Raw genomic sequence first — 24,549 nt, forward strand, 5'->3', positions numbered from 1 at the left:
CCCGAGGGGGGCAATATCGTGTTCTAACCCCACCGCGCGGGCTCCAACAAAATATATACGATGAACATCCAGGGGTCGAACCAGCAACGGATCAGCTTTGGCGGGGGCCGCGCCGCGACCCCCGAATGGGCGCCGCGCGGCGACCTGATCGCCTTCACCCGCATGGGCGGCGGCGAATTCCGTATCGGGGTGATGACCCCGTCAGGCGGCGGTACGCGCCTGCTGACCAACAGCTGGCAGGATGAAGCACCGACCTGGTCGCCGAACGGGCGCGTCATCCAGTTTTTCCGGACTACGCCGGGGCGCGAGGGCAAATCGAGCCTGTGGCAAGTCGACCTGACCGGCGTCAATTTGCGCCGCCTGCCGACCCCGCAGGATGGATCGGATCCCAGCTGGGGTCCGGTGCTGCCGTGACAAACAGGAACCAAAATGCCCTGCTGGGGTTCCATCATCGGGTTCTGAATAGGCCGTTTCTGGCCGTTGAACGGAAAAATTCAACAACAACAAGAGGACAGACGACATGACGATACGCAAGAGCACCGCGATGATAGCGGCGATCACCATGCTTGCCGTTGGCGCCTGCGCAAAAAAGGCGCCCGAAACGCTGCCCCCCGTCCCGGAAGGGACCGGCACCGACACCGGGACCGATACAGGCACCGGCGTGATCCCGGGATCGCAGGAAGATTTCATCGCCAGCGTTGGCGCCATGGGCGACCGCATCTTCTTTGGCTTTGATCAGTATAATGTCGATTCCGAGGACATGGCGACGCTGCAAACCCAGTCGCAGTGGCTGCAGCGCAACCCCGCGGTCCGCGTCACTCTCGAAGGCCATGCCGACGAACGCGGCACCCGTGATTATAATATCGCGCTCGGCGAACGCCGCGCCAATGCCGCGAAAAATTATCTCGCCTCGCTGGGCGTTGATCCGTCGCGGATCAGCGTCATCAGCTATGGCAAGGAACGTCCGGCCGAAATCGGTTCGACCGAAGAAGCCTATGCGCGCAATCGCCGCGCGGTAACGGTCATCATCGGCCGCTAAGCAACGGCCAGAGCGGCACCGTCGCGAATGCGGCGGCGCAGGCAAAAACACCGAAGGGGACCGGCCGATGAGCAAGCGGCGGGTCCCCTTTTTGTTGGACCACGAGCGCCCAGACGATGCCACCGAGGCTGGCGACCAGCAACATCAGCGGCAGCGCCTGCCATCCAAGCCAGCACCCGATCGCCGCGACCAGCTTGGGATCGCCGCCCCCCATGCCCTCCCCGCCGCGGGCACGGCGATAGGCCCAGGCGATGAGCGTCAACGCCCCGCCACCCGCGAGCGCGCCGATCCAGCGATCGAGCAGCGGCGCGCCGAGCAGCGGCCCGGCGAACAGCAGGCCGGCCACCGCTAGCACCGCGCTCAGCCGATCGGGAAGCCAGAGATGCCGCGCATCGAGCAGGGCGAGCGGCAGCAACACCCAACCGAACAACGCCCACAACCAGCCGGACGTCCCCGGCATGGTCGACAGCGCAATTACGCCGATCAGTGCCGATCCCAGCTCGACACGCCAGTGAAAAGGATCAATCGCTGCGCGGCACTTTCGACAACATCCGCGCGCCATCATCGCCGAAAGCAGCGGCACGAGATCCGCCACGCCGAGCGGCCGCCCACACCCGTCGCATTGCGACCGCCCGAACACCGAACGCCCGGCAGGCCAGCGCAGCACCAAAGTCGCGATAAAGCTGCCGAGGACCAGTCCAATCAACGCGGCAAAAGCGACGCCCATGCCAAAGGGCAAGGCATCGAGGATCGTCACGTCAGAAGCGGCCCGTGGTCGCCAGCACGAATCCGCCCGAACCGGCCTTGAAGCCCAGCATCGCCAGCGCCGCCGCCATTGCCGGATCGCGATCGACATTGATCGCGAACTGTGCCCGATACGCGCCGCTGCCGTCGAACGACAAGGTCAACCGCTCCATCCCCGACTGGCTGGCAAGCGCCGCCTGCGCCCGCCCGCCCACGCACGTCAGCGGTCCCGACAGGCCGCGCGACAGGTCGAGTCCGGCGATCGGCGCGGTGACCGCCAGCTGGATGCGCCCGCTCGCGCTGGTGCATTTCCCGACGCCATCGAACCGCAGCGTCGCACCTTCGAAGCGGATCGTATCGACCGGTATCATCCCCAACCCGCCCGACATCGACGTCGTGCCGTTGACGTCGGATACCCCGCGCGGGCTGCTGCCGTGCAGCTGCCCCGCCAGCGCGCCGAGCCGCTCGTCGGTGCGCGAAAAAGCAAGTTCGGTGTCGCCGCCGAGCAGCGCCAGCGGCGACAGGCTGGCGCCCACCGTGCCGAGCGGCAGGGCGCCCAGCCGCGCATCGACCAGCTCGCCCGCCCACACCGATCCGCGCACCTCGCGCGCCGTCACCCCGGCATCGGTTGCGCCCGACCACGCCAGCGCCAGCCGCATCGGGAAGGTCGCGATGATCAGGATCAGCGCCAGCAGCAGCGCCGCGATGCGCCAGCGTTGCCGCATGCTCATTGGCCGCCCTTTCGAAGTTCGGCGGTGAGCCCGACAGTGCCGTCGGCGGCAGGGGTGATCGTCAGCTGGTCGATGACAAAGCCCTGCCCCTCGAGCGACGCCAGCCAGTCGGTGAGTACTGGCGCGCGCGCGGTGGCGATCGCGATCGTCGCCTGCCCCGCGCCGCGCGCCTCGTTGCGATCGAGCGTCAGCCCGATCTCGCTCGCCGACTGCGCCAGATATTGATCGATAGCCACCGCATCGACCGCGGTCGCAACCGATTTTGCGGGACGCGCCGCCAGCAACTGCACCTTCGCCGCGACCCGACCTTCGCGCTCAATCGCCGCGCGATGCTGGTTTTCGAGATCGACAAACGCTGCATAAGCCGGGCGGCCGAAACCCCACAGGATGACGCTCAGCGCCAGTGCCCCTGCGATGCCAACCAGCCAGCGTTCGCGCTGCGACAGGCCCCGCCACCAGTTTTTCAATCGCTCGGTCATGGCACCGCCCGGATCGTGATATTCGCCATCTGCTGGCCGTCGCTGCCCGCCATCGGCTGCGCCGTGACGCGGTACCCGCGGGCCTGAAGCGCGAGCAGCACTGCGTTGATGTCCTCAACCCGCGGCGCCGCGAGCGGGGTTGTGAGTGTGCCGTCGGTGCGGTGCGACAGCGCCTTGAGCGCGACGCCCGGTGTGTCGCTCATGGCATCGTAAAGCGCCGATGCAGGAACCGAAAACGCCAGCGGGCCGCCACCCGCCGCCGCGAGCCGCCGATCGAACTCGGCCTCGGCCGCGGTGGCATCGGGCGCGGTCACGCCAGCCTTTTTGGCCATTGCAACCACTGCATCGTCGGCTCGGGCGCTGTCGGACGAGAGGCGCACGGCATGGGTGATCGGGATCAGGAGGCTGACGATAAGCAGCGCGATCGCCAGCCGCTTGGCCAGCCCCAGCAGCGCCGGGTCTAGCGACCAGTTGCGCTTCGGCTTCCAGCCGCCACTGAGCAGGTCGAGCGGCGGCGCAGCCAGCGTCATCAGCAACGCCTCGCGCATCCGGTCGGAATCAAGCGGCGCAATTGTGTGACCGCCCGCAATCAGCGGGTCGAGTTCGGGATCGGACACATAGGCATGATCGGCCGCCCGCACGATCTGTTCGCCGCCAACCTCGGCGGACCACAGGCTGTCGGGTTCGGGCGGCGGCACCGCGGCGGCCGCCGGGACAATCGCGGCCGGCGACAGGTCGCGCGCCTTGAGCCATGCGGACCATGCAGTCATCGCCGCGTGTGTCGTCACCGCCACCGGCACCGCCTGCCCGGCTTCGATCGGCTGACCCGCGACGATATGCAGCAAGGCACCATCGCCCAGACTGTCCTTCAACGTATCGACCCGCGCCGCCGATGCCGCCTGCGCCGGCGCCGCATCGGGATAATGCCGCCAGCGCAAGGGCACGTCGGCGGCTGGCGCCAATGCGATCAAGCGGTCGTCGGGACTATCGTCCTGCGGCTTTTCCCATGCGTCGACCCAGCCATCGTCCTGCCCGCTGTCCACGATGACACCGTCGTCGACGCGCAGCCAAGCAGGCGGCGGCGCATTTTCGTCACCGAGCGCCGCTACCGGAGGCAACCAAAGAACCAACGTGCGGGACATATCAGTCGCTCTCGCCCCAATCGCGGCGGACAATGACCGGCGCAGCCTGTCCGGCGGACGGCGCCCCGCCGTTGGCGTCGATGAGCGAAACTGCCGTCAAAAACCCGTCCCCCATCGTCACATTCGTCGTCAGCGTCAGCCAGCGGCTGGTCACCCCCGCCTGTTCGGCCACCTCGGTCGGCGGGTCGAACTGCGCGAGCGGACCCGACTGCCAGAATCGCACGCTGCTGCCATAGCCGCCCGCGGGCCGCGCCGCCAGCGCTGCGCGAGCGTCGGCGAGCGTCAATTCGCCGGGCAGCAGCATTGCGACCAGCGGCGCCTGCTCTGACGCCAGCGTGTTGACGTTCAACCGCACCGGATCGGTCACCGGCAGCACGCAGATCCAGGGTTTGAGCCGTGCATAGATTTTGGGCGTCATCCCCCGCACCGCGCGCAACTCGCTGATGTCGGCCATCTTGCGGTTGGCGGCCAGATAGGCGCCGGGCAGCGACCGATAGACATTGTCCTCAGCGCCGAGCGGGCCGTCGTTGCTGTCGCTGTCGATCCAGTCGGCGGTGGCGCCGGCAATCGCCTGCGCCTGCGCGGCATCGACGCCGAGCAACAACATCAACTCGCCGAACTGACGCATCGACCCCGATCGCTGGCTGAAGCGTCCCGGTACCGTCTCGGCAACCAAGCTGTTGAGGTTGAAGCAATTGTTCGCGTCGGTCAGCCGCGCACTGCCGCTCCCGTTCGGCAGCGGCAGGACGAACTCGCGCCCCAGCCAGCCACCCGCGAGCGTCAGTTTGGCGGGATCTCGCCCGACCAGGTCGGCAACGCGGCGCAGCGCAATCTGTTCGGCGGCAAAGCTGTAGGCGCGCCCCTGATCGACCGTCGCAGCGCTGCCCGCGATGCGGGTCGCGAGCGTCAGCCGGTCGAGGGCGGTCGCCGCGATCACGGCCATCACCGCGACGAGCAACAGGACGGTGAGCAGCGCGGCGCCGCGTTCATCGGGCGGACGGCGGATCATGGCGCCGAGTTCTCTGCCGCTGGCGGCGGCGGCAGCGTCGGCGCGGTCAGGAACAACATCGTCAGCGCCTCGCGCACGGTTCGCGACACGCGCACCTCGACCGCGCGCGGCAGGCGGTCGCCGGGTTCGGAGCCCCAGTTTTCGCCCCAATTGCCGGTCTCGTCGCGATAGCGCACCGCGACCGTTGTGACCTCGCCCAGCAGCCGGTCGCCTTCGCTCAGCGCAGTGCCGTCGAGCATCGGCTGCGTCGCGCGCCGCCACTCGTTGCCGACGAGCGCATAAGCGACCCGTTCGACCGCGGGACGCGGCGATCCGTCGAGCGCAGCCGCGCCGCCATGGACGAAAGCGAAGCCCGTCGATGACCCGATGAAGGCGGGCACCGCCTCGCCCGCCGGCCCGCGCGTCGATCGCTGGACCGCCTGCGCGAGGTCGTTCGCCATGACCGCGCGGAGCCGATTGACCCCGCCCATCGCCTTCAACCGCGTCTGCACCGCATCCTGCGTATCGACGCTGCTGCGTAGCAGGCCGACGCCAATCGCCGCGATCGCGGCAAACAGCGACAGCGCTACGAGCATCTCGATGAGGGTAAAGCCGCGCTCGCCCTTCATCGCGACGGCCGGATGATCGTCAGCGCCGCCTGACCGCGCCCGCTTTCGGGGCGCACGATCAGGTCGATACGCAGCAGGCTGTCGTCGGCGGTCCGCGCCACCCGCTGTTCGACACGCCAGTTGCGTCCGGCGTTGGCGACGCCGATCGCGCTACTGCCGATCGTCGGCGGCGCCGGGTCGGTCCATAGTTCAACGGCGCGATTCTGCGCAACGATGCCCGCGATCGTGCTTTCGTCGAGATCGCCCGCGGTGCGCACCGCAAAAGCATCAAGGCGGACGAGCGTCAACGCGGCGATGCTGATGACGCTGAGTGCGACCAGCATTTCGAGCAGGGTGAAACCGTGTTCGCGCTCATTCGCCACGGCTGACCTCCCCAGTCGCCGACACACGAACAATCTCGCGCGCATCGCCGCCGCTCAGCACGACGACCTGCGGGGTCGGGCTGGTGCCGACGCGGTCGAACAATATGCGAGCAGCGCCCTGCCCGCCGCCCGCCGCAAAACGAACGTCGCTGGGCCAATTGCGCTGGGTGAAGGCACGGCCGGGCAGCGGCTGCCATTCGCCCGCGATCCGGCGTTCGAAGCCATAGCCCGAGGGGGCAAAGTTGACAGCGACGCTGCGCCCCTCGATCACCGCGATATCGCGCGCACCAGCCAGCCGCGCCGCGAGCCGGTCGGCCTCGCTACGCACGCTGCGTTCTTCGCCGGGAATTGTCAGTACGACAGCGGTGGCAGCGAGCGCCATGATGGCGAGCACGACCATCAGCTCGACCAGCGTGAAGCCGCTGGTCCCCATCTTGCGATGGCGACGCGCTGATGCCTTAGCTGTCTCCGCCACGAATATCTGCATTGTCGTCGGTTCCGCCCGGCGCACCATCGGCGCCCAGCGACCAGACGTCAAATGCTGCGCCGTTCGGGCCAGGTGCCTGGTAATTATAAGGACGCCCCCACGGATCGTCAGGCAGTTTCTTGATATAGCCGCCGCGGCGGTACCGCTCCGGCTGCGTGAGCGACGGCGGCGGTGACGATAGCGCGTTCAACCCGTCGCTCGTCGCCGGATAGGTCAGATTGTCGAGACGATATTGTTCGAGTGCGGTTTCCAGCGTCGCGATGTCGGCCTTGGCCTTGGTTACCATCGCGCGGTCCTGGCTGGGTAGGACGTTGATCATCACGACGGTGGCGAGCAGCCCGATGATGAAGATGACGACCATCAGCTCTGTCAGGGTAAAGCCGCGCTCGTCCTTCTTGCGGCGGCGGGCGGACGTCGGGCGCGACGGATCGAGCATCAGGCGAATGAAAAGCTGCATCAGCGACATTTATTATATTCCGGCAAGATTCTGCAACTGAAGGATCGGCAGCAGAATGGCGAGGATGATCAGGGCAACGCATGACCCCATAAGGACTATTATGACAGGTTCGAGTAACGCCATCGACGCCGCCGTGAAGCGGTCGAATTCGCGCTCCAGATAATCGGCGGCGCGTTCGAGCATGACTTCAAGCCGCCCGGCGCTTTCGCCGCTGGCGGTCATATAAACGAGCAGCGGCGGAAACACCCCGGCATCGCGGAGCGCCGCCGACAGGCTGCCCCCGGCGCGGACCTGATCGACGATGGCGGCCGTCGCACTGGCGAGCGCGGCGTTGCGGATCGTCGGCAACGTCAGCCGCAGGCCATCGACCAGCGGCAGGCGGCTCGACACCATCGTCGCCAGGGTGCGTGCAAAACGCGCCGCATAGAGGTCGCGAAGAAGGCGCCCGAACAGCGGCAACCGCAGCAGCCGCGCATCGACGCGCGCCTTGAACGCCGGACGGCGCATCGCGGCGACCCAGCCAAAACTCGCCGCGGCGATCAGCAATGCGATCAACCACCACCAGTTCGCGGCAAAGCTGGAGATCGCGATCACGGCGCGGGTCAGGAAGGGCAATTGCTGGCCGACGTCGGTGAACTGTTCGACAACGCGTGGGACAACAAAGATCATCAGCGCCGCGACGACTCCGATCGCGACCACCGCCAGCACGATCGGATAGGCTAGCGCCGCGATCAATTTGCCGCGCACCTCGGCCTGGCGTTCGAGCAGATCGGCGAGGCGCGCGAGGATGGTGGTCAGGCTGCCCGTCGTTTCGCCCGCCGCGACCATCGCGCGATAGAGCGGCGGGAAGCTGGCGGGTTGGCGCGCCATCGCATCGGCGAGGCGGCGGCCTTCGAGCAGCCCGGCATGGACGTCGCCAATGATCGTGCGAGCGCTTTCGGCCTCGCTCTGGCGGGTCAGCGTGCGCAGCGCCTCTTCAAGCGGCGCGACCTCCGCCAGCGTTGCCAGCTGGCGCGTGAACAGCGCGAGTTCTTTGCTGCTCAGCCGCGCGCGGCGGAAGGCGAGGAGCGAGCGGCTGGCGGGTTTCGCGCCTGCCGCCTCGACCGCGACGATATGGAATTTGCGCCGGACCAGATCGGCGCGCGCGGCATCGTCGTTGGCGGCGGTCAGCCGTCCCTTGCGCTCGCGGCCCTGCGGATCGATCGCCACATAGCGATAATCAGGCATCGATTTCCTCGCGCCGAGCGATGCGGATCGCTTCTTCGGCGGTCGTCAGCCCCTTGGCGACCATCGCGCGCGCCGCCGAGGCAAGCGTCGGCGATTTCAGGAAGGCGTGGCGCGTGATCATCGCCTCGTCGCCGCCGTTGTAGATGTAACGGCGCACGGTTTCGTCGACCTTGATCGCTTCGAACACGCCGATTCGGCCCTTGTAGCCGGTGCCGCTGCACTGCTCGCAGCCCTTGGGACGCCAGATGACGGTGCCGATGTCGAGCCCGAGCATGGCGGCGACGCTGTTGTCGGCTTGCACCGGTTCGCGGCAATGATCGCAAAGTTTGCGCACAAGGCGCTGCGCGATCACTGCGCGCAAGGTCGATGCCAAAAGAAAAGGCTCTACTTTCAGATCTTTAAGCCGAGTGATTGCGCCGACTGCATCATTGGTGTGAACGGTCGACAGCACGAGGTGGCCGGTCAGCGATGCCTGAACCGCAATATCGGCGGTTTCGCGGTCGCGGATTTAGCCAACCATGACGACATCGGGATCCTGGCGCAGGATGGCGCGCAGCCCGGCGGCGAAGTCGAGCCCGACCTTGCTGTTGACCTGCGTCTGACCGACCCCGTCGACGGCATATTCGACCGGGTCTTCGACGGTCAGGATGTTGCGCTGGCCGTCGTTCAATTGCTTGAGCGCCGCATAGAGCGTCGTCGTCTTGCCCGATCCGGTCGGCCCGGTGACGAGGATGATGCCATTGGGTTCGGCGAGCGCCTCGCGCAAAATCTGGTCAGAGGTGCCCGACAGGCCGAGCACATCGAAGTCGATCCCAGCGGCATCCTTGTCGAGAATACGCATCACGACCCGCTCGCCCGCGCGACTGGGCAAGGTCGATACGCGCACGTCGACCGCCTTGCCCGCGAGCGTCAGCCCGATGCGGCCGTCCTGCGGCACGCGGCGTTCGGCAATGTCGAGCCGCGCCATCACCTTGATGCGGCTGACCACCACCGGCGCGACGTGCGGGGGCATGCGCAGATGTTCGCGCAACACGCCGTCGGTGCGCATTCGTACCACCAGCCCGCTTTCATAGGGCTCGATATGGATGTCGCTGACCCCCTGCCGAACCGCTTCGGCGATGATTGCGTTGATCAGTCGGATCGCGGGGGCGTCGTCGGCGCTATCGAGCAGGTCTTCGGCGCTGGGCAGGCTGAAATCGATGTCGTTATTGCCTACCGACCCCGCCACCGCCGCCGCCGAGCTGTCGACCGCATAATGGTCCGACAGCAGTCGGTCGAAATCGGCAACGCTCGCGGTCGCGACGCGCAGCGGCTGAGCCAGATAGCGCTTCACCTCGATCAGCACCGCGGGATCGGCATCATCACGCAGCGTGGCCAGCCACGCTCCGCCCTCACCCGGTGCGATCACGACGCCGTGCTGGCGCGCAAAGCCATAGGGAATATCCACCGGCGCCGGGGGGGCAGCGTTCGGTTCGGGATTGGTCACGGATAGTCTCCGGTCGGCGGCGCGGGCGCGTTCGAGATCGACGGTGGGACGTCGGTCGAAATCACGCGGCCATCGGGGCCGCGCAGTTCGGGCAGATTGACCGGGCCGACGGTGATGTCGGCGGCGGTCGCCTCGGTCGGCACGGGCGGCACCGCGCCCAGATAATCGCGCACCAACGTGTCGATCGCTGGCTCCTCATCGGGATTCCGGCGGAGCTGGAAGTCGCGAATATAGCCGTAGCGCCGAGCGGTCAGCGCGGCATTGTCTTCGCGGCTACGCAAGATTGTCGGGCGGATGAAGACCATCAGGTTCGTCTTCGACCGCGTCCGGCTGCGCGATTTGAACAGCTCGCCGAGCAGCGGAATATCGCTAAGCAGCGGCACCCGCTCGATCGTCCGCCGTTCATCGTCGTTGAGCAAACCGCCGATCGCCAGGATTTCGCCATCGTCGACAGTCAGCACGGTTTCGAACGAACGCTTGTTGATGATCAGGTCGCTGTTGCGCGACGACACCGGCCCGGCGACGCTCGACACTTCCTGACGCAAGAACATCTTGACCTCGCCCGCGGCATTGACCTGCGGCGTCACCTCCAATTTGATGCCGACTTCCTCACGCTGAACGGTGCGAAATGCATTTTCGAAATTGTCGCCGAGTTTTTCGCCGGTCGTGATCGGGACATCCTGCCCGACAAGGAACTTTGCCTGTTGGTTGTCGAGCGTCACAATATGCGGCGTTGCGAGCAGGTTCGACGTCGTGTCCGATTTGATCGCATTGATGATTGCGCCGAAAATCGTGTTCTTGCCAATATCGCCCGCAAAACCCGCAAAACCGCCCGTCGCCGCGAGCAGCGACGCCGCCGCGGCTTCCTGTAAACTGTTGCCGAGCGAGCTGTTCGTTTGCGTTACCGTCGTCGTTCCGTTGACCGTCGTGGTTTCCTGCGACAGCTGATTGGCGGCATAGGCACCACCCAGCGTCAGGATATTGGGCGATGCATTGCTGTAACTGGTCGCGACAAACGGAATATTCTTGCCGCCGAGCAGGAACTGGACGCCAAGGCGTTTGGCCGCATCGTCGCCGATTTCGACCACAATCGCCTCGACCAGCACCTGTTCGCGGCGGCTGTCGAGCTGGCGGATCAGCTCGCCGAGCATCCGCTGCACCTCGGGATTGGCAGCGACGATAATCGCATTGGCACCTTCATAGCGGGTGACAATCGCGGGGCCGCGCGTTGCGATACTGCCGCCCCCGCCGCCTGTCGAAACCGGCGTCGCGGCGGGTGCGGGAGACGCAGTCGCGCCGTCGCTGCCCATTGTCGATGCCGAAGGCAGTGCCGCCTTCTGCGCCGGGTCGCTGCCGCCGCCGACCAGTTGCTGTAACGTCGGGAGCAAGGTTTCGGCATTGGCGTGCGCAAGCCAATAGACGCGCAGCTCGGTGCCCGATCCGGCGCGCTGGTCGAGCTCGTTCGCCATCTGGACGAAGCGAGCGACCAGCGCCTGGTCGCCGCGCAGCGCAATCGCGTTGCTGCTGTCGATCGGCACAATCGCGACCGGCGCCGCGGCCCCCTCACCCGCCGACGGCACCAGCGCCTGCAAGGCGGCGGCGATTTCGCGTGCGCCGGCGTTTTTCAGCGTGACGATCTGGCTGGTCGAACTGTCGCGGTCGATGCTCGACGCAAGCGAGCGGATGCGGCGGATATTGTCGGCGAAGTCAGCGACGACCAGGCTGTTGGCATTGCGGTTGGCGGTCAGCGACCCCTGCGCGCTGACCAGCGGGCGCAGCGTTTCAACCGCAGCGACGGCGTCGATATGGCGCAGCCGGATAATTTCGGTGACGAACTGGTTCTGCGCCGCGCCGCGGCTGCCGATGCGGCCGGGCTGCGCGGCGGCACCGTCGATCGGCTGGACGCGGTAGCTGCCGTTGGGGCCGGGCACGGCGACAAGGCCGTTCGAGCGTAGGGTCGACAGGAAAATCTCGAAATATTCGCTGCGCGACAATGGCCGGTCGGTCACCACCGACACCTTGCCGTTGACGCGCCCGTCGATGACGAAGGTCCGTCCGGTAATCCGCGCCGCGTCCTGAATGAAGGCACGGATGTCGGCGTCGCGGACGTTGAGCGTATATTGAGCGACCGCCGGTGCCGGCGTGGCAGAAACCAGCGCGGCGGCAAGCATCAGGGACAGTTTAATGCGCATATAACCTATTGCTTCGAGAGGAAAATGGCGACGGGAACGACGCTGGCGCCCCGTTCGACTTCGAGCGATATCCGCGCGCCGGGCGCGATCTGGTTGGCGAGCGCGGCAGCATCGCTCGCCGAGCCGATCGGGCGGCCGTTCACCGAGCGGATGACATCGCCGGGACGCAGGCCCGCAGCACGGAATATCGCGCCATCGCCCTGTGGCTGGACGACCAGTCCGGTGACGCGGCCATTTTCGGTGCGCGGCGCAAAGCCGACCCCGGCCCTCAGGCTTTCTGGCGACATTTCGCCGCTCGCATTGGTACCACTGGCTGCGGCCAATCCGATTTCGGGGGTCGGCGCGGGAAGCGGGGTGGAAGCGTTGGCGACTGCAGCCTCGCCGCTCTGATCGAGGAACAGGCTTTCGCGCGCGCCGCCGCGGTCGAGCAGCACATGGTCGAAGGCGACTCCGACCAACCGCACGCCCGGTGCGACTTCGTCGCCGACGGCAAAGCTGGATTGCACCCCGTCCTCGCCCGCAATGATCGCCGAGCCGCCGCCGGTCGCTTCGTTGATGTTGATGCCAAACAATGTCAGGCCGAGCGCCGTGACGGTGGCCGAAGCCGGACCCTGCGGCGCGCTGCGAAAGAAGGGGTCAAAACTGGCGAACAGTGCGCGGCGTTCGGCGGGCGAGGCGATGACCGCGGCCTGCGGCTGCCAGGCGCCGAGCGGCGACAGCGGGGTGATGACGGTCCAGAGCAGGCGGACGAGCTGCCAGATCAGCAAGGCGCCGAGCACCGCAGCGAACAGAAACGGCCCAATCTCGCGCGGCGAGCGGCGACCCGCGCGCAGCCATACGGGCAAGCCGCGCGGCAACCTTACGGCCGATCCGGACATCAGCGTCGCCATGAATCTATTCTATCCCCCCGAGGCTGAAATTGCCGTCGCGAATCGCCTAGGGACGATTGGTGACAATCAGTTGACGGGAAGATTACAGTTTTTTGACGTGCGGGCGAGTCTGGTGGTGCTGCTTGCCGTCATTAAGCCCCTCCCCTGAAGGGGAGGGGTGGAGAACCATCAGAACTTCAACGAAGCGCTCAGCGAGAACGTCCGGCCGAGCTTGTAGCGGTTGAGGAATACGCGGTTGTCGCCGTCTTCCTGAACTTCCTGATATTTGCGCCCGGTCAGATTGCGCGCCTCGAACTTCAGTTCGATTTCCTTGTTCAGCAGGTTGATCCCCTGCCGCGCGACGAAATCGACCGAAATGCCCGGCTTTTCGCGAATGTCGGGCTGGCCCGACGGACCGCGACTGGTAACGCGCGGACTGGCATAGGTCACGAGGATCGTCTGCTGCGACAATTTGTCCTGATCCTCGAGCCCGATCTGGAAATTGACCAGATGGTCCGACTGGCCGGTCAGCGGCGAACCGTCGAAGAAGAAGTCGGCGGCGTTGAGGGTGACCCCGTTGATGATTGTGGTGTCCCCCGCCCCGACCTTAATTTCAGACTGGGTGTAGGTATAGTTGCCGATCAGGACAAGGCGGCGGCTTTGCCAGAATGGCGCGTCCGATATCTTGTCGAGCGCGAAATATTTCTGAACCTCGACCTCTCCGCCAAGCAGCGTCGCCTTGGGCGCGTTGGCAAAGCTCGAATTCGCCACCGAGTCGGTGCTGATCGACGTGTAGGTTTCGATCGGGTTATCGATCGATTTGTAGAAACCTGCCACCGTCAGGCGCTGATCCTTGGCGAAATACCATTCGTAGCGCACTTCGGCGTTGAGCAGCTCGCTGTCGATGAGTGACGGGTTGCCGCGGAACTGGCGGTTCGATTCAGGATCCTGATAAATTTGCGCGATCAACTCGCGGAACTGCGGACGCGCGATCGTCTTCGATCCATTGACGCGCAGTTGCATGTCGGGCGCCACTTCCCAGGTCAGCGTCACCGCGGGCAGCCAATAGTCATTGCTGAGGTTGGTCTGTACGATGGCGCTCCCGCCCGTGCCGAAAATGTCGATCGGGGCAACGCTCTGCTTGGCGTCCTCATAACGGACGCCGGCGTTGATATTCACCCCTGACATCAGCTCGGCCTGGATTTGCGCGTAGCCGGCGTGGGTCGTAAGGTCGGCATTGAACGCCGCGGTGCCGTCCTGCGCCGACGTTTCGACCAGCGCGATATCATAAAGCTGAATGCTCGCGTCGGAGAGCAAAAAGTCGGGGCGTAATTGCTGGACTGGAATTGGTAGATTCTGCGCACGGAACTGGAAAGCGCGACGAACGGCGACACGATGCGTATCGGTATAGGCATAACCGACGGTAGCGGTGATGCTTGGCGCGAGTTCGTAGGACACATCGACGCCGCCCGACCACAAATCCTCGTTCAGGTCGGAAAAGGCGATCGTCGCATCGCCGCGGTTGCCGCCAAGATCATTGACGAACTTATCGCCGGTGGGATCCTGCTCGGCGGGAAGGTTCGTGCGGATGTAGGTGAAGCCGCGTTCATAGGGCGCCTCGCGCTGGGAGTTAGCGTAAGCGCCGCGCACGTCCAGCTGGAGTCGGTCGAAGTCGAATTCAGCAACCAGCTGCGTGTTGATCAGCTGTCGCTCGTACCAGGCAGTATCCTGTTTCAGAATATCGCGTTCAGTCTGGTTCCGGTCTGTACCGAGCCCGAGCCGCGACTGCTTCAACGTGTCGCGAATATAGAGATTGGTCCAACGGAATTTGTGGTCACCCAGTTCCAGCCCGAAACCGAGCAGGCCGTTCACGACAATGCGGTTGTCGGTGATGATGCGGTTGTAGCTGGTCTGCGGATCGCCCGACAGATCCTGGTTGAGCGACGTCTGTTGCAGCGTGTCGCGGGTACGCCACTTATTACTGATGCCTGCAGTGGCGATTATGCCGAGCTCGCCGTCGGGCAGCGTGATCGTCGTGCCGCCGGTCACACCGGCCGACCAGTTTACCGGGATATTGTTGTTCTGCTGGAGCAATGACGTTTCGGCGTTGACCAGTTCCATCTGGATCGCTTCCAGATCGTCCTGCGTGAAATCGGCGCCCTCAAGGATCGGTTTGCCGCTGGCAAAGGCGGCTTTGAGCAGCGGCGGTATATCGCGGGTGCCGTCGTCGAAACCGGTCCAATCGGTGTCACTGCCATAATAGGTATAGCCGAGTTGGTTCGTCGTCTCGCTGTCCCAACCGATCCCACCCGAAAAGGTCAGGAACGGTTCGCGGGGGATGGCTTTGGTCGTCAAGTTGATCACGCCACCGCCGAATTCGCCGGGAAAGTTCGCTGAGAAGCTTTTCTGGACCAGCGTCGAATCGATGACATTCGACGGGAAGATGTCGAGCGGGACGACACGCTTCAGCGGCTCGGGGCTGGGCAAAGGCGAGCCGTTGAGCAGCGCTAGCGAATAACGGTCGCCAAGGCCGCGAACATAGACGAAGCCGCCGCCGACCACTGACAGGCCGGTCACGCGTTGCAGCGAGCCCGCGATGTCGCCTTCACCGGTGCGCGCAATGTCGGCCGAGGACAGCACCGACACGACTTCGGGCGTTGCACGGACGATATTGGGGGTGAAACGGCCGGTGACGACGATCTCGGCGTCGGCACCGCCGGGGATCGACACATCGGCCTCTTCGTCCGCGACGCTGTCATCGGGTTCGGACGCCTCGCTGGCCACCGGCGGCGTTTCGGCGGCAGGCTCGCCGCTCGCATCCTGGGCGAGCGCTGCGGGCGCGACGAGCGCCGAACTGAGAAGGAGCAGGCTGGCAAAGATCGGCCGCTTGGTCATGTGGAATGTCCCCAAGAATATGTAGGAAGGGAGCGGGCCAGCCCGTCAGGCGTGCCCGCTCCCAAATTGGATCGCGAGCGATCAGGTCGTCGGAATGGCGGTGCAGCTGCCGCTGCTGGTGCCAAAGTCGGCCGTCGCCGAGTTACAGGTCCAGCCCTGATACCAGGTGTCGTTGGCGTCACGGACGGCGCCGACATAGGCCGTGGTGTCGAAGAAGGCGTTGAGCGTCTTGGCATCGAACGGTGTGAAGCCCGTTTCGGTCGCCCCGTTGACGAACAGGTTCGTCAGACTGGGGACGTAGTTCGAACGGTTGTTCGTGCCGCCTTCAAAGATCGCTTGGACCTGCGCCGCGGTCACGCCGTTCGAGCCGCGGAACGGCGTCGCGTTGCACTGGAGCGACATCGAGAAGAACTTCGGCGGACCCTGTTCGTCGGGACCGACGGTCTGCACCGTCGTCGCGCTGTCGATGCGCAGGCAACTGAGGCCCGGCGCAACGATCAAACCGTTGGCGAAGGTATAGTCGGCGCCGCCGCGGATACGGATCGCCGCGCCGTTACCGGCCGCGTTGTTGCGCTGGATATAGGTAAAGTTCGACAGGTTCACACGCTGACGCGGCGTGGTGTCTTCGTTGCCGTCTGAGTCGATTTCCATCATCGAGTCGCCGACCGCGCCACCGGCGCGCTGCACGCCGATCACATATTGGATGTTGCCCTGATAGCCGACGTCGGTGTCGAGCCCATCATCTTCGGCACCGGTGATCACCAGGTGCTTCATGTTAACGCGGCCACCGAACACTTCGGCACCGTCATCCGAGCTGTTGTGGATCTGGATGTGGTCGATCTGCGTGCCCGAACCAACGCCCGACGGGGTCAGCCCCTGGAGTTCGCTGTTCGATGACAGAACGAAGCCCGAATAGCGGATCTGGACATAGGACATGCGGCCCGAATTGTCGCCCGGCTGCGCGCCGCCGTAGAGCGCGTTCGACGTTCCTTCGGTGTCGCGTTCGCACGCCGCGGTGCCGGGGGTCGCGGCGGGAGCAAGGCAGTCAGTGATCGGCGCGCGGCCGAGCAACACGACACCGCCCCACAACTGCGAGGTCTGATCGGTCGCCGAGCCGACGACGTTACCGCGACCGGTGAAGATGATCGGTTGAGTCGGGGTGCCGACGGCGTCGATCTTGTTGCCGCGGTTGACAACGAGGAACGAGACGCCCGTCGCGCCAAAGATGGTGACGCCCGGATCGATGGTCAGCGTGGCAACCGTGTTGGTCGTCGTGGCACCCTGATCCGTGCCGACATCGACGCGGCCTGGGAGCGAGTAGATGACGCCCGCCACCTTGGGGATCGCGGTCGTCGCGGTGAAGCGCGCCGGGAAGCCACAGTTGCGCCATTCGCCGCCGGGACCGCTGATTGTACCCAGGTTCGCCAACTGGTCGGGGCCAGCGATGGTCGGGCAGTTCGCGGCCGGGGTCACGCCGGTCGGCGTCGGGGTGGGAGTCGGCGTCGGCGTCGGGGCGGGCGTCGGCGCGGGAATAACGATCACGCCTTCACCCGGCGAGGCAACGCCATCGGCACCGCAAGCGGCCAGAATAGAACAAGCCACGCCGCTGAGCATGACCATACGAACGCGTGCGAAAGCCGCCATGAAAATCTCCGTTCCCGGTGTGCGCCCCCAAGTCGGTCGAGCGGCGCCCCTGATTAAAAATCACCGGTGAACGATGTGTCGCCCCCGGTGACGACGCCACTAGGGTGATTCGATGACCGTCTGACGCCAGAGCCGTGACAGATGCGTGACTCTTTTGAGTCCGGTTGATGACAAGAGCGGCGCAAAGCAGGTCGCGAGCGGCATTGCGCCTTCGCACCCGCAAAAATAAATGCAGCGAAGCTCGCTTGCATCGCCCCAAAAGCTTTGCTAGGCGCCCGCTCCTACCCGGAGCCGGACCCGTTCGGCCCCATCATGATGTGCGGTCGTGGCGGAACTGGTAGACGCGCAACGTTGAGGTCGTTGTGGCCGAAAGGCCGTGGAAGTTCGAGTCTTCTCGACCGCACCAGTCAGTCCTAAGTATTTGGGATAATTCAATTTTATTCTAAAGCACGCCGAAAGGCGCGTCTTTCTGCGCCGTTCTCGCGACCCTATTTTCGGGTGTGAGGCGAGAGACTGACTATCGAGGGAAATCTCCCTCGAAAACGCGGCGAAATCTCCGCGACGGTAAACCCCGCCTCAATGCCAAATTATAGGTTGGGATTTTGTTGCGTTCGTCAGTCGCCGTAAAAGCGAAGGACCTTCTCATGTTGACGAAGGCCGGTCGGCCGATACGGTTTCAACTCGTCATATTGAGCCACCGCAGGTTTCTCGAACCGTTCGATGACAGAGGCATGCAAGTCGGCTTGACTGTTAATACCTCGGTCCTTCGGTTTCCACGCCATGAAGCTGGGTAGTCTGCTGTCGTGGCTGGATTTCACTTCGTCATGTTGCATAGCGCCCGCATCTGGAAACAGGCGGAGCACAGACTCGTTGGCGTGGGGCGGGTTGTCGAGCGCCTTGAGCTCTTTCAGCATCCAACCCAGAGCTATGTCGGAAAGCCTCGATTCATCTTCGGGATAGCTGCCACCAATGTCTGAGTGGTTCCCCGCAAACCAAACCTGCTTTAACCAGGCGCGATCCCCGCGATTCACTCGCTGAACATCTTTTTCATACCCCCAGCCCACATAGGGAAAGCGCTCGCGGTTCTCGTCAATTGCCAGAGCATGACGGGCAAACCCGACATTGGTATCGAGAAATCGATCGTAATTTTTCAAATTCCATTTCGCAAAGTGCCAGCTGTAGCTCCTGCCGCCCGGCGGGTGCCGCATGACCTTCAGCTGTTTCCAAGATGCCCAAAGGAACGCGACGATCAAAAGCCCCGCGGGCAGATGTGAAGCAACCTTCGCAGCGAGCGACCAATTCTGAAGCCAGCTCAACGCTGCGAGCGCGACGGCGAGAATGGTTAGCCCGGCCAAAATGCGCCTTACGATCACGCCGCCCAAGGCGGCGACGGTGTCGAAAACACCGATGAAAGTCGGGGCAACATTCCCTTGCTCTTCGTCATCGAGGCCGCATCCCGCGCAATCATAGTCCGCTCGAAATCGGCGGGCCTGCTCTTCACGTTCGAGCTCATATTTTGCCCGGTCACGGCCCGAGCCATGTTCATATACTTCATAAACAGCGCGCTCAGCGATCTGCCGAAGCTTCGACCCGCCAGTTGGCAGGGGCCCACCGCCTTTATCCTGCGTCGGAACGCCGCAGAGATTTAGCACATTGGCGACGCAACGAGCCGTGTACGCACCGCGACTGAAGCCGAACAAAAAGATCCTGTCACCGGGTCGATAATGCTTCAGGATCGCTTCGTAACAATCTGCGATGTTCTGAGAGATACCGGTGCCGAAGGCCGCTGACAGGATATTCTTGATCCGACCGCCTCCCTCACCAGAGCCCAAGCCAGGATCATAATATGCAACCTGGGTTGCCGGGTCGATGTCGCTGGCGAAACCGGAACGCATCGCGCGGTACATCTTATATATGTTCGACAATCGCTGATCGGGGCGCACGCCGCCATGTTGGCCGGTCCCGTCCGAAAAGATGAGGATGTTTTTACTGCCCTCAGTCGAGCATGATTTAGAAGTCACATCCATGAAATTACGTTAGCCGCGGAGGGTAAGGAAGGCGAGTGATACTCGCCGGCTTTACCTTACTGAAGCGCCCCGGTTTCCCGGAGGCTCCTACTTGTGAGAAGAAGGAGCCACGATGAGCAAGACGACGTCTGTTGATTGCGTCAGGTCGAAGCGAGACGCTTATTGCACTGGAGGTTTCGCTACTCCGCACGCGCTTGGTCGAAACGCTCGGCTTTCTCGACAAACTGTTTCCACCAGAACCAGACGGCGCTGACGAAGGGCTTCCTAAGCCTAGTCGAGCAGCCGAGAAGCACTGACCTCGAAGGGCACTGCGAGCTTCTGGACAATTGTGATAGTGAGGTTGCGCCTCCCCCTCTCGATGTCGCTAACGTAGGTCCGGTGAATGTCGGCTCGGTCGGCATAATCCTTCTGGCTCCAGCCCTTTTCCTGGCGAAGCGTGCAAGTATTCGAGCAAGGCGAAGGCGTATATCCACGGCTGCATAAGCAGCGGGATGTGACCGATATATCTACATACGATGAGAGACAATCGACTTGACTTGCCGCGGCTGCCGTAGGCGCCTCGTCGGCGCTCGACCTTGCCGGCTGCAACAGTTTTCCCGGTAACGAACAACTCAAGGCGCTCGGCATGGGCGGACGGTCGCCGGACATGCTCGACTGTCTCGCCTTCGACCCCGGTCCGATTTTCGACGACTGGGTTGGCCGCCTGACCATCCAGTGGCGGAAGCCGTCTCAGAAATGGTGGCGATGGGGTTCGAGCGGGAGCTTCTTGAGATCGTTGACGAGAACCACCCCATCGCTGTCCCGGAGGATGTCGCCAATCGCGGCGCGTACTTCGGCCTACCTGGAAAGCGAGTCATTACTTCTGCTGTACGATCCATTCATCCATATAGATGTCGAGCATGTCGAGCGGCATCGGGCCACCGTGAAGCAAGGCGTCGTGAAAGATACGAATATCGAATTTGGGGCCCAGCGCCTTTTCCGCGCGTTGCCGCACGGCCCGAATCCGCATTTCACCGATCTTGTAAGCCAGCGCCTGTCCGGGCTGGCTGATGTACCGGTTGGTTTCGAAATCGATCATCGCGGGGCTCAGTGCGGTGTTGCGTGCAAGGCATTCCCTCGCCTGGTCGCGTGTCCAGCGCATCCAGTGGATTCCAGTGTCCATCACCAGACGGCAGGCGCGGTACATTTCGAACGACAGGCGTCCGAACTGTTCCTTCGCGTCGCGATAAAGACCCATTTCCCCGGCTAGACCCTCGGCATAGAGCGCCCACCCCTCGATAAATGGGGTCACGCGGGCCTCACGGCGGAATGCCGAAAGCTCGTCATTTTCCTGTGACAGCGAAATCTGGAAATGATGCCCCGGAACGCCTTCATGAACGACCCATGCTGGGAGCTGGTACAGCGGCGACGTCTTGGCGTCGCGATACGACATCATGATGCTGCCCGGCACGCCCTTTTCGAGCGACCCGCGCATGTAGATGTTCGCGGTTCCTTCCTGAGCGGGCGTCTTGAACAGCGGGCCCCAGGTGAGGCGGGGCAGTTTGCCGAACCAACGCGGTACGGCGCGGTCGGCGCGTTTCGATACTTCCGCCGCCTTTTCCATATAGTCTTCGGGGCTGGCGGCATAGTTGGCGGGGTCGGCGCGGAGAGCATCGTTGAATTCGGCGATGTTGCCCTGGAATCCCGTCGATCGAGCGATGGCCTCCATTTCACCCAAAATGCGCGCGACTTCCTGTTTGCCCATTTCATGGACCTGTTCGGGCGTCAGGTCGGTCGTCGTGAATTTCCGCACCAGATAGAGATAATAGGCCTCTCCGTCGGGAAGGTCGCGGACCGCCAGCGTGGTGCGGGCGGTGGGGCGATATTCGTTGCGCATGAAGGCGATGGCCGCCCGTTGTGCAGGCCGGACCTGGCTTTCGATCAGTTCGGCCGCGCGGGCGCGCAACCGGACCTGTTCCTCCGCCGGGATCGATGGAGGCAGCTTGGCAAAGGGTTTCAGAAGCGCGTCTTCCGCGACCGGCGTCGCCGCAGCCGCTTCCAGCGGTTCGAGCACCTGATCGACTATCAGCACGGGCTGAGTAAAGCCATCCTTCAGCCCACGCCGCATGTTGGCAATATGTGCGTCATAGAAGGCCGGGACGGCAGCCAGTCGCGCGAGCCATTTGTCTGCGTCCGCGCGATCGCGGATCGTCGTGGTGTTTGCGGCACCGCCAAGTGTGCGGAAAAAGCCCTGACCGTTGGAAAAGGGCATACGACTTTCGTCGAAACGGAAAGCGGCGAGGTCGTTTTCGAGCATGTGGCGCAGCATGTCGCGATTGAACTGTTCGCCGGCATCGCTGGTCACGGGCAGGCCATCGAGCCGCGCAAGCAGCTTGCGCAGCCGCTGTTCCCGCTGCTGGCGACCGGCCGGTGACACATCGCCCCATTTTGGGGATACGCCACGTTCGCCCGCGTCGTCGGCCCCGGTCCCGCCATAGGCGTCGGCGATGGCTTCGAACGATTTCGGCTCCGCAGCGCTGGCAGGCAGAGGCGCTGCGAACAGGCAGGCCGCAAGCGCGGCGATCGGCAGACGACCGTATGGAAATGATTTCATGGCTGTCATGCCCCTTTCATCAGTCTTGATCAGCGTGGTCGGATTGGCCCGGTGAGCTCGCTGTGGTGGCGGCCGCCTCGTCATAAAAGCGGTCCAGTGCGCGTTTGAACGCGGGCATTTCTTCGGTGTTGGTGTAGATCATGTGGCCTGACCCGAAATATTCGAACCGGATGTTGCGTTGCAGTTCCCGATCGATCTGCATCCGCTTGATGTCATATTCGGCTTTGAAAAAGGGCGTTGCCAGGTCGTAATAACCATTGAGGACCAAAACTTTCATGAAGCGGTTTTCCCGCATCGTGCGGGACAGGTCCTGAGCGGTATTTGCCAGTGGCATCCGGCCGCCCGTAGGCCCGATGTGGCTACGGTCCCAGCGACCTTGAATGCGGCTGTATATGTTGGGACGATAGTCCAGCGTCGTGGCATAGCCGAGTTGGCCTGTCAGATAGAGATTAATGCCGGTTCCGAACGGGCCTGCGTTGAAGCTGCCGGTGGCGTCATATTCGGGTTCGCCGCCCAAGCCGCTGTTGTCCTGTCCGGTCAGCCGACTGTCGAGGCGGCTGACCGTCAGGCCCCGATCGCGCAGCAGCAGCTTGCGAAATGCTCCCGGTTCGATGCGCAGATGGGCGTCGAGCACGTTTTGTTCAGGGATCCCGGTGAGGGCGCCGTACTGGCGCGCGATAGCACCGCGCTCCTCATCCGTTGCGTCGTGACCTTTCGCCAGCACCGCAGCGTAGGGGCCGCGGGCCCATTCGCGGACTTGGGTAAGCCAGGGTTCCAGCGTGGCGGGGCGGTCGGTCAGACGATTGTGATACCAGGCGGTCGCGGCATAGCTCGGCAGCCAGCCGATATGACTTTCCTCGAAACCCGGTTGATAGATGCCATGGTTGAGGTTCACGCCCAGCAGAATGATCCCGTTGAGCTTGATCCCCCCGCCATCGAGACGCGATAGCTTGTAGGCGAGTCCAGTCGCGCGCGTCGTGCCATAGCTTTCGCCGAACAGATATTTCGGGCTGTTCCAGCGATTGTTAATCGTCAGATAGCGTCGGATTGCGCGGGCAAAAGCGTCGATATCGCTGTCGACACTCCAGAAATCGGCTTCCTTTGCCTTGCCCAGCGTGCGTGAATAGCCGGCGCCGACCATGTCGATGAACACCATGTCGGTGCGATCGAGCAATGTGTAGGGATTGGCGGCGATCCGGTAAGGGGCGGGCGGGATGGTCGTGCCGCGCGGGAAATCGATTCGAACCGGTGCGATCGAGCCCAGATGCAGGAACATGCTGGCCGACCCGGGGCCGCCATTGAACAGAAAGGTCAGCGGACGTTCGGCCTCGCCCGGTGCGCGATCGGCGACATAGGCGACATAGAATATGCTGGCGATCCGATCGCCGTCATCGTTGCGGATGATCAGCTTACCCGGTGTGGCGGTGTAGCGGATGACCCGGCCATTGACGGTGACGGCGGCGCGGGTGGGATGGGCGGTTTCGGTATCGGTGGAGGGGGCGGGAACGACGGTCGCCGCGTCCCGGCCCATCGCGGGGGCATCCTGCGCCACGGCGGGACAGGACAGCGCGGAAATCGCGGCGACTAGGCATTTGCGTCGATATCGTACGGCCATATGCGCCCCCTTCCTGATCAAGCCATCCCTCGCTCCGGTTAGACCACTCCGATCCGACGAAGATAGCTGTCGTTGATTGCTCGCGTTACCGGTCCGGTTCCGCCATCGCCGATCGTGCGGCCGTCAACCGCAGCGATCGGGGTGATGCCGCCCAAAGTGCCGGTGATGAAGGCTTCGTCGGCCGAATAGACTTCAGCGAGAGTGAAATCCTTTTGCTGCACCACGCCCATTTCTTCGGCGTAAAGTTCGATCGTTTTCGCGCGGGTGATGCCGTTGAAGCAATAGGAGCCGGTGGAGGTCCACAACTCCCTGCCGCGCAAGATGAAGAAATTGGTTGAATTGCAGCTTGCGACAAAACCGCGCTGGTCCAGCATCAGGGCCTCGTCGCACCCGGCGTTAATCGCTTGGATCAGCGCTTGGATATAATTCAGTCGGCTGTGGGAATTGAGCCGCAGGTCGAACACGTCAGGGGTGCTGCACCGCACGGTCGACGTAAGCAGTTTCAGCCCCTTTTTCATCGTGATCGGATTGGGTGCCTTATATTCGGCGACCACGACGATCGTCGGCTTGCCCAGCGCAAAGCGCGGATCCTGATTGGGGGTCTTTTTCATGCCGCGTGTGATCATCAAGCGGATGTGCACGTCGTCATGCATGTCGTTTTCCGCCAGAGTGGCGCGGATGGCATCCTCGACACCCTTGCGATCCATGCCGATATCGAGCTGGATGGCGTTGGCCCCTTCGAACAGCCGATTGAGATGGTCGTCGAGCGCGACGAGATTGCCGCGGACAAGGCGCAGCCCTTCCCACACGCCGTCGCCCAGCACGAAGCCAGCGTCAAAGACTGATACGGTCGCCGTCGATCGGGTGAAGAATTGTCCATTGACGTAGATCCGCACATGCTCGTTTCGGTCGTCGCTGGCATATCCCTGAGCTCCCATGCTCG

20 protein-coding genes, 1 tRNA gene and 2 pseudogenes are annotated in these 24,549 nt (G+C 63.8%); 3 read left to right on the forward strand and 20 right to left on the reverse strand.

Annotated elements, in window-relative coordinates:
- Positions 1-414 (forward strand): annotated as a pseudogene (gene tolB, locus K0M74_RS10910) (Tol-Pal system protein TolB); the annotation flags it as partial.
- 106 nt (positions 415-520) lie between these two features.
- On the forward strand, positions 521-1,039 hold the full coding sequence (pal, locus tag K0M74_RS10915; RefSeq protein ID WP_188682228.1) for a peptidoglycan-associated lipoprotein Pal: 519 nt from the start codon (positions 521-523) through the stop codon (positions 1,037-1,039).
- Here the strand turns inward: pal and K0M74_RS10920 are convergent.
- From K0M74_RS10920 to K0M74_RS10990, 15 genes and pseudogenes are all read right to left on the reverse strand, one after another.
- The gene (locus tag K0M74_RS10920) at positions 1,026-1,796 is read right to left on the reverse strand and encodes an A24 family peptidase (protein WP_293971824.1); all 771 of its coding nucleotides are present in this window, start codon (positions 1,794-1,796) and stop codon (positions 1,026-1,028) included. The two genes, pal and K0M74_RS10920, sit on opposite strands and share 14 nt — an antisense overlap.
- 1 nt (position 1,797) lies before the next feature.
- Complete coding sequence (gene gspN / locus K0M74_RS10925; RefSeq protein ID WP_293971827.1) at positions 1,798-2,514, reverse strand: type II secretion system protein N; 717 nt, start codon at positions 2,512-2,514, stop codon at positions 1,798-1,800.
- Complete coding sequence (gene gspM, locus K0M74_RS10930) at positions 2,511-2,993, reverse strand: type II secretion system protein GspM (RefSeq protein ID WP_293971830.1); 483 nt, start codon at positions 2,991-2,993, stop codon at positions 2,511-2,513. The genes gspN and gspM overlap by 4 nt, the downstream gene beginning before the upstream one ends.
- Entirely contained in the window at positions 2,990-4,135 is a 1,146-nt protein-coding gene (gene gspL, locus K0M74_RS10935; RefSeq protein ID WP_293971833.1) for a type II secretion system protein GspL, read from the reverse strand. The genes gspM and gspL overlap by 4 nt, the downstream gene beginning before the upstream one ends.
- A 1-nt stretch (position 4,136) precedes the next feature.
- Positions 4,137-5,144, reverse strand: coding sequence for a type II secretion system minor pseudopilin GspK (gspK, locus tag K0M74_RS10940; protein WP_293971836.1), 1,008 nt, complete (start codon positions 5,142-5,144; stop codon positions 4,137-4,139).
- Positions 5,141-5,752, reverse strand: coding sequence for a type II secretion system minor pseudopilin GspJ (gene gspJ / locus K0M74_RS10945; protein ID WP_293971838.1), 612 nt, complete (start codon positions 5,750-5,752; stop codon positions 5,141-5,143). The genes gspK and gspJ overlap by 4 nt, the downstream gene beginning before the upstream one ends.
- Positions 5,749-6,114 (reverse strand): type II secretion system minor pseudopilin GspI, encoded by a 366-nt coding sequence (gene gspI / locus K0M74_RS10950; RefSeq protein ID WP_293971841.1) that lies wholly within the window; start codon positions 6,112-6,114, stop codon positions 5,749-5,751. Before gspI ends, gspJ begins: the two co-directional genes overlap by 4 nt.
- The gene (locus K0M74_RS10955) at positions 6,104-6,589 is read right to left on the reverse strand and encodes a GspH/FimT family pseudopilin (RefSeq protein WP_293971844.1); all 486 of its coding nucleotides are present in this window, start codon (positions 6,587-6,589) and stop codon (positions 6,104-6,106) included. The genes gspI and K0M74_RS10955 overlap by 11 nt, the downstream gene beginning before the upstream one ends.
- A complete protein-coding gene (gene gspG / locus K0M74_RS10960) occupies positions 6,573-7,037 on the reverse strand; it encodes a type II secretion system major pseudopilin GspG (RefSeq protein WP_293971926.1) in 465 nt (154 codons plus the stop codon). Before gspG ends, K0M74_RS10955 begins: the two co-directional genes overlap by 17 nt.
- A 33-nt stretch (positions 7,038-7,070) precedes the next feature.
- A complete protein-coding gene (gene gspF, locus K0M74_RS10965) occupies positions 7,071-8,285 on the reverse strand; it encodes a type II secretion system inner membrane protein GspF (protein ID WP_293971847.1) in 1,215 nt (404 codons plus the stop codon).
- Positions 8,278-9,771: pseudogene (locus K0M74_RS10970) on the reverse strand (ATPase, T2SS/T4P/T4SS family). Before K0M74_RS10970 ends, gspF begins: the two are co-directional and overlap by 8 nt.
- On the reverse strand, positions 9,768-11,963 hold the full coding sequence (gene gspD, locus K0M74_RS10975) for a type II secretion system secretin GspD (protein ID WP_293971850.1): 2,196 nt from the start codon (positions 11,961-11,963) through the stop codon (positions 9,768-9,770). Before gspD ends, K0M74_RS10970 begins: the two are co-directional and overlap by 4 nt.
- Positions 11,964-11,968: 5 nt before the next feature.
- Positions 11,969-12,853 (reverse strand): type II secretion system protein N, encoded by an 885-nt coding sequence (locus K0M74_RS10980; RefSeq protein WP_293971853.1) that lies wholly within the window; start codon positions 12,851-12,853, stop codon positions 11,969-11,971.
- Positions 12,854-13,021: 168 nt separating this feature from the next.
- Complete coding sequence (locus K0M74_RS10985; protein WP_293971856.1) at positions 13,022-15,727, reverse strand: TonB-dependent receptor; 2,706 nt, start codon at positions 15,725-15,727, stop codon at positions 13,022-13,024.
- An 81-nt stretch (positions 15,728-15,808) separates the two neighbouring features.
- Positions 15,809-17,371 (reverse strand): hypothetical protein, encoded by a 1,563-nt coding sequence (locus K0M74_RS10990; RefSeq protein ID WP_293971859.1) that lies wholly within the window; start codon positions 17,369-17,371, stop codon positions 15,809-15,811.
- Between the two features lie 319 nt (positions 17,372-17,690).
- On the opposite strand from K0M74_RS10990, the gene K0M74_RS10995 reads away from it, so the two are divergent.
- Positions 17,691-17,777: transfer RNA gene (locus tag K0M74_RS10995), tRNA-Leu, on the forward strand.
- 208 nt (positions 17,778-17,985) lie between these two features.
- Here the strand turns inward: K0M74_RS10995 and K0M74_RS11000 are convergent.
- The 5 genes from K0M74_RS11000 to K0M74_RS11020 all read right to left on the reverse strand — a co-directional run bounded on the left by K0M74_RS11000 (position 17,986) and on the right by K0M74_RS11020 (position 24,544).
- The gene (locus tag K0M74_RS11000) at positions 17,986-19,398 is read right to left on the reverse strand and encodes a DUF2235 domain-containing protein (RefSeq protein ID WP_293971862.1); all 1,413 of its coding nucleotides are present in this window, start codon (positions 19,396-19,398) and stop codon (positions 17,986-17,988) included.
- A gap of 270 nt (positions 19,399-19,668) precedes the next feature.
- Positions 19,669-20,109 carry a helix-turn-helix transcriptional regulator gene (locus tag K0M74_RS11005; RefSeq protein WP_366932652.1) on the reverse strand — a complete coding sequence of 147 codons (441 nt, stop codon included), beginning with the start codon at positions 20,107-20,109 and terminating at the stop codon, positions 19,669-19,671.
- Positions 20,110-20,254: 145 nt separating this feature from the next.
- On the reverse strand, positions 20,255-21,991 hold the full coding sequence (locus tag K0M74_RS11010) for a DUF885 family protein (protein ID WP_293971865.1): 1,737 nt from the start codon (positions 21,989-21,991) through the stop codon (positions 20,255-20,257).
- 19 nt (positions 21,992-22,010) lie between these two features.
- Positions 22,011-23,606, reverse strand: a complete 1,596-nt coding sequence (locus K0M74_RS11015; RefSeq protein WP_293971868.1) for a peptidase S10 — start codon at positions 23,604-23,606, stop codon at positions 22,011-22,013.
- Between the two features lie 38 nt (positions 23,607-23,644).
- Positions 23,645-24,544: an aminotransferase class IV gene (locus K0M74_RS11020; protein ID WP_293971871.1), complete on the reverse strand. Its 900-nt coding sequence runs from the start codon at positions 24,542-24,544 to the stop codon at positions 23,645-23,647.
- Positions 24,545-24,549: the final 5 nt, after the last annotated feature.

This window comes from Sphingopyxis sp. (genome assembly GCF_019459305.1).
Taxonomy (GTDB): domain Bacteria; phylum Pseudomonadota; class Alphaproteobacteria; order Sphingomonadales; family Sphingomonadaceae; genus Sphingopyxis.

Bases quoted from the DNA above. Each gene is read 5' to 3' on its own strand.
- gspL (WP_293971833.1), bottom strand. From the start codon at position 4,135: ATGTCCCGCACGTTGGTTCTTTGGTTGCCTCCGGTAGCGGCGCTCGGT.
- K0M74_RS10980 (WP_293971853.1), bottom strand. From the start codon at position 12,853: ATGGCGACGCTGATGTCCGGATCGGCCGTAAGGTTGCCGCGCGGCTTG.
- K0M74_RS11020 (WP_293971871.1), bottom strand. From the start codon at position 24,544: ATGGGAGCTCAGGGATATGCCAGCGACGACCGAAACGAGCATGTGCGG.
- gspJ (WP_293971838.1), bottom strand. From the start codon at position 5,752: ATGAAGGGCGAGCGCGGCTTTACCCTCATCGAGATGCTCGTAGCGCTG.
- pal (WP_188682228.1), top strand. From the start codon at position 521: ATGACGATACGCAAGAGCACCGCGATGATAGCGGCGATCACCATGCTT.
- gspD (WP_293971850.1), bottom strand. From the start codon at position 11,963: ATGCGCATTAAACTGTCCCTGATGCTTGCCGCCGCGCTGGTTTCTGCC.
- K0M74_RS11010 (WP_293971865.1), bottom strand. From the start codon at position 21,991: ATGAAATCATTTCCATACGGTCGTCTGCCGATCGCCGCGCTTGCGGCC.
- K0M74_RS11000 (WP_293971862.1), bottom strand. From the start codon at position 19,398: ATGGATGTGACTTCTAAATCATGCTCGACTGAGGGCAGTAAAAACATC.
- gspN (WP_293971827.1), bottom strand. From the start codon at position 2,514: ATGAGCATGCGGCAACGCTGGCGCATCGCGGCGCTGCTGCTGGCGCTG.
- K0M74_RS10990 (WP_293971859.1), bottom strand. From the start codon at position 17,371: ATGGCGGCTTTCGCACGCGTTCGTATGGTCATGCTCAGCGGCGTGGCT.
- K0M74_RS10985 (WP_293971856.1), bottom strand. From the start codon at position 15,727: ATGACCAAGCGGCCGATCTTTGCCAGCCTGCTCCTTCTCAGTTCGGCG.
- gspG (WP_293971926.1), bottom strand. From the start codon at position 7,037: ATGCTCGATCCGTCGCGCCCGACGTCCGCCCGCCGCCGCAAGAAGGAC.
- gspK (WP_293971836.1), bottom strand. From the start codon at position 5,144: ATGATCCGCCGTCCGCCCGATGAACGCGGCGCCGCGCTGCTCACCGTC.
- K0M74_RS11015 (WP_293971868.1), bottom strand. From the start codon at position 23,606: ATGGCCGTACGATATCGACGCAAATGCCTAGTCGCCGCGATTTCCGCG.
- gspM (WP_293971830.1), bottom strand. From the start codon at position 2,993: ATGACCGAGCGATTGAAAAACTGGTGGCGGGGCCTGTCGCAGCGCGAA.
- K0M74_RS11005 (WP_366932652.1), bottom strand. From the start codon at position 20,109: ATGGTCAGGCGGCCAACCCAGTCGTCGAAAATCGGACCGGGGTCGAAG.
- gspF (WP_293971847.1), bottom strand. From the start codon at position 8,285: ATGCCTGATTATCGCTATGTGGCGATCGATCCGCAGGGCCGCGAGCGC.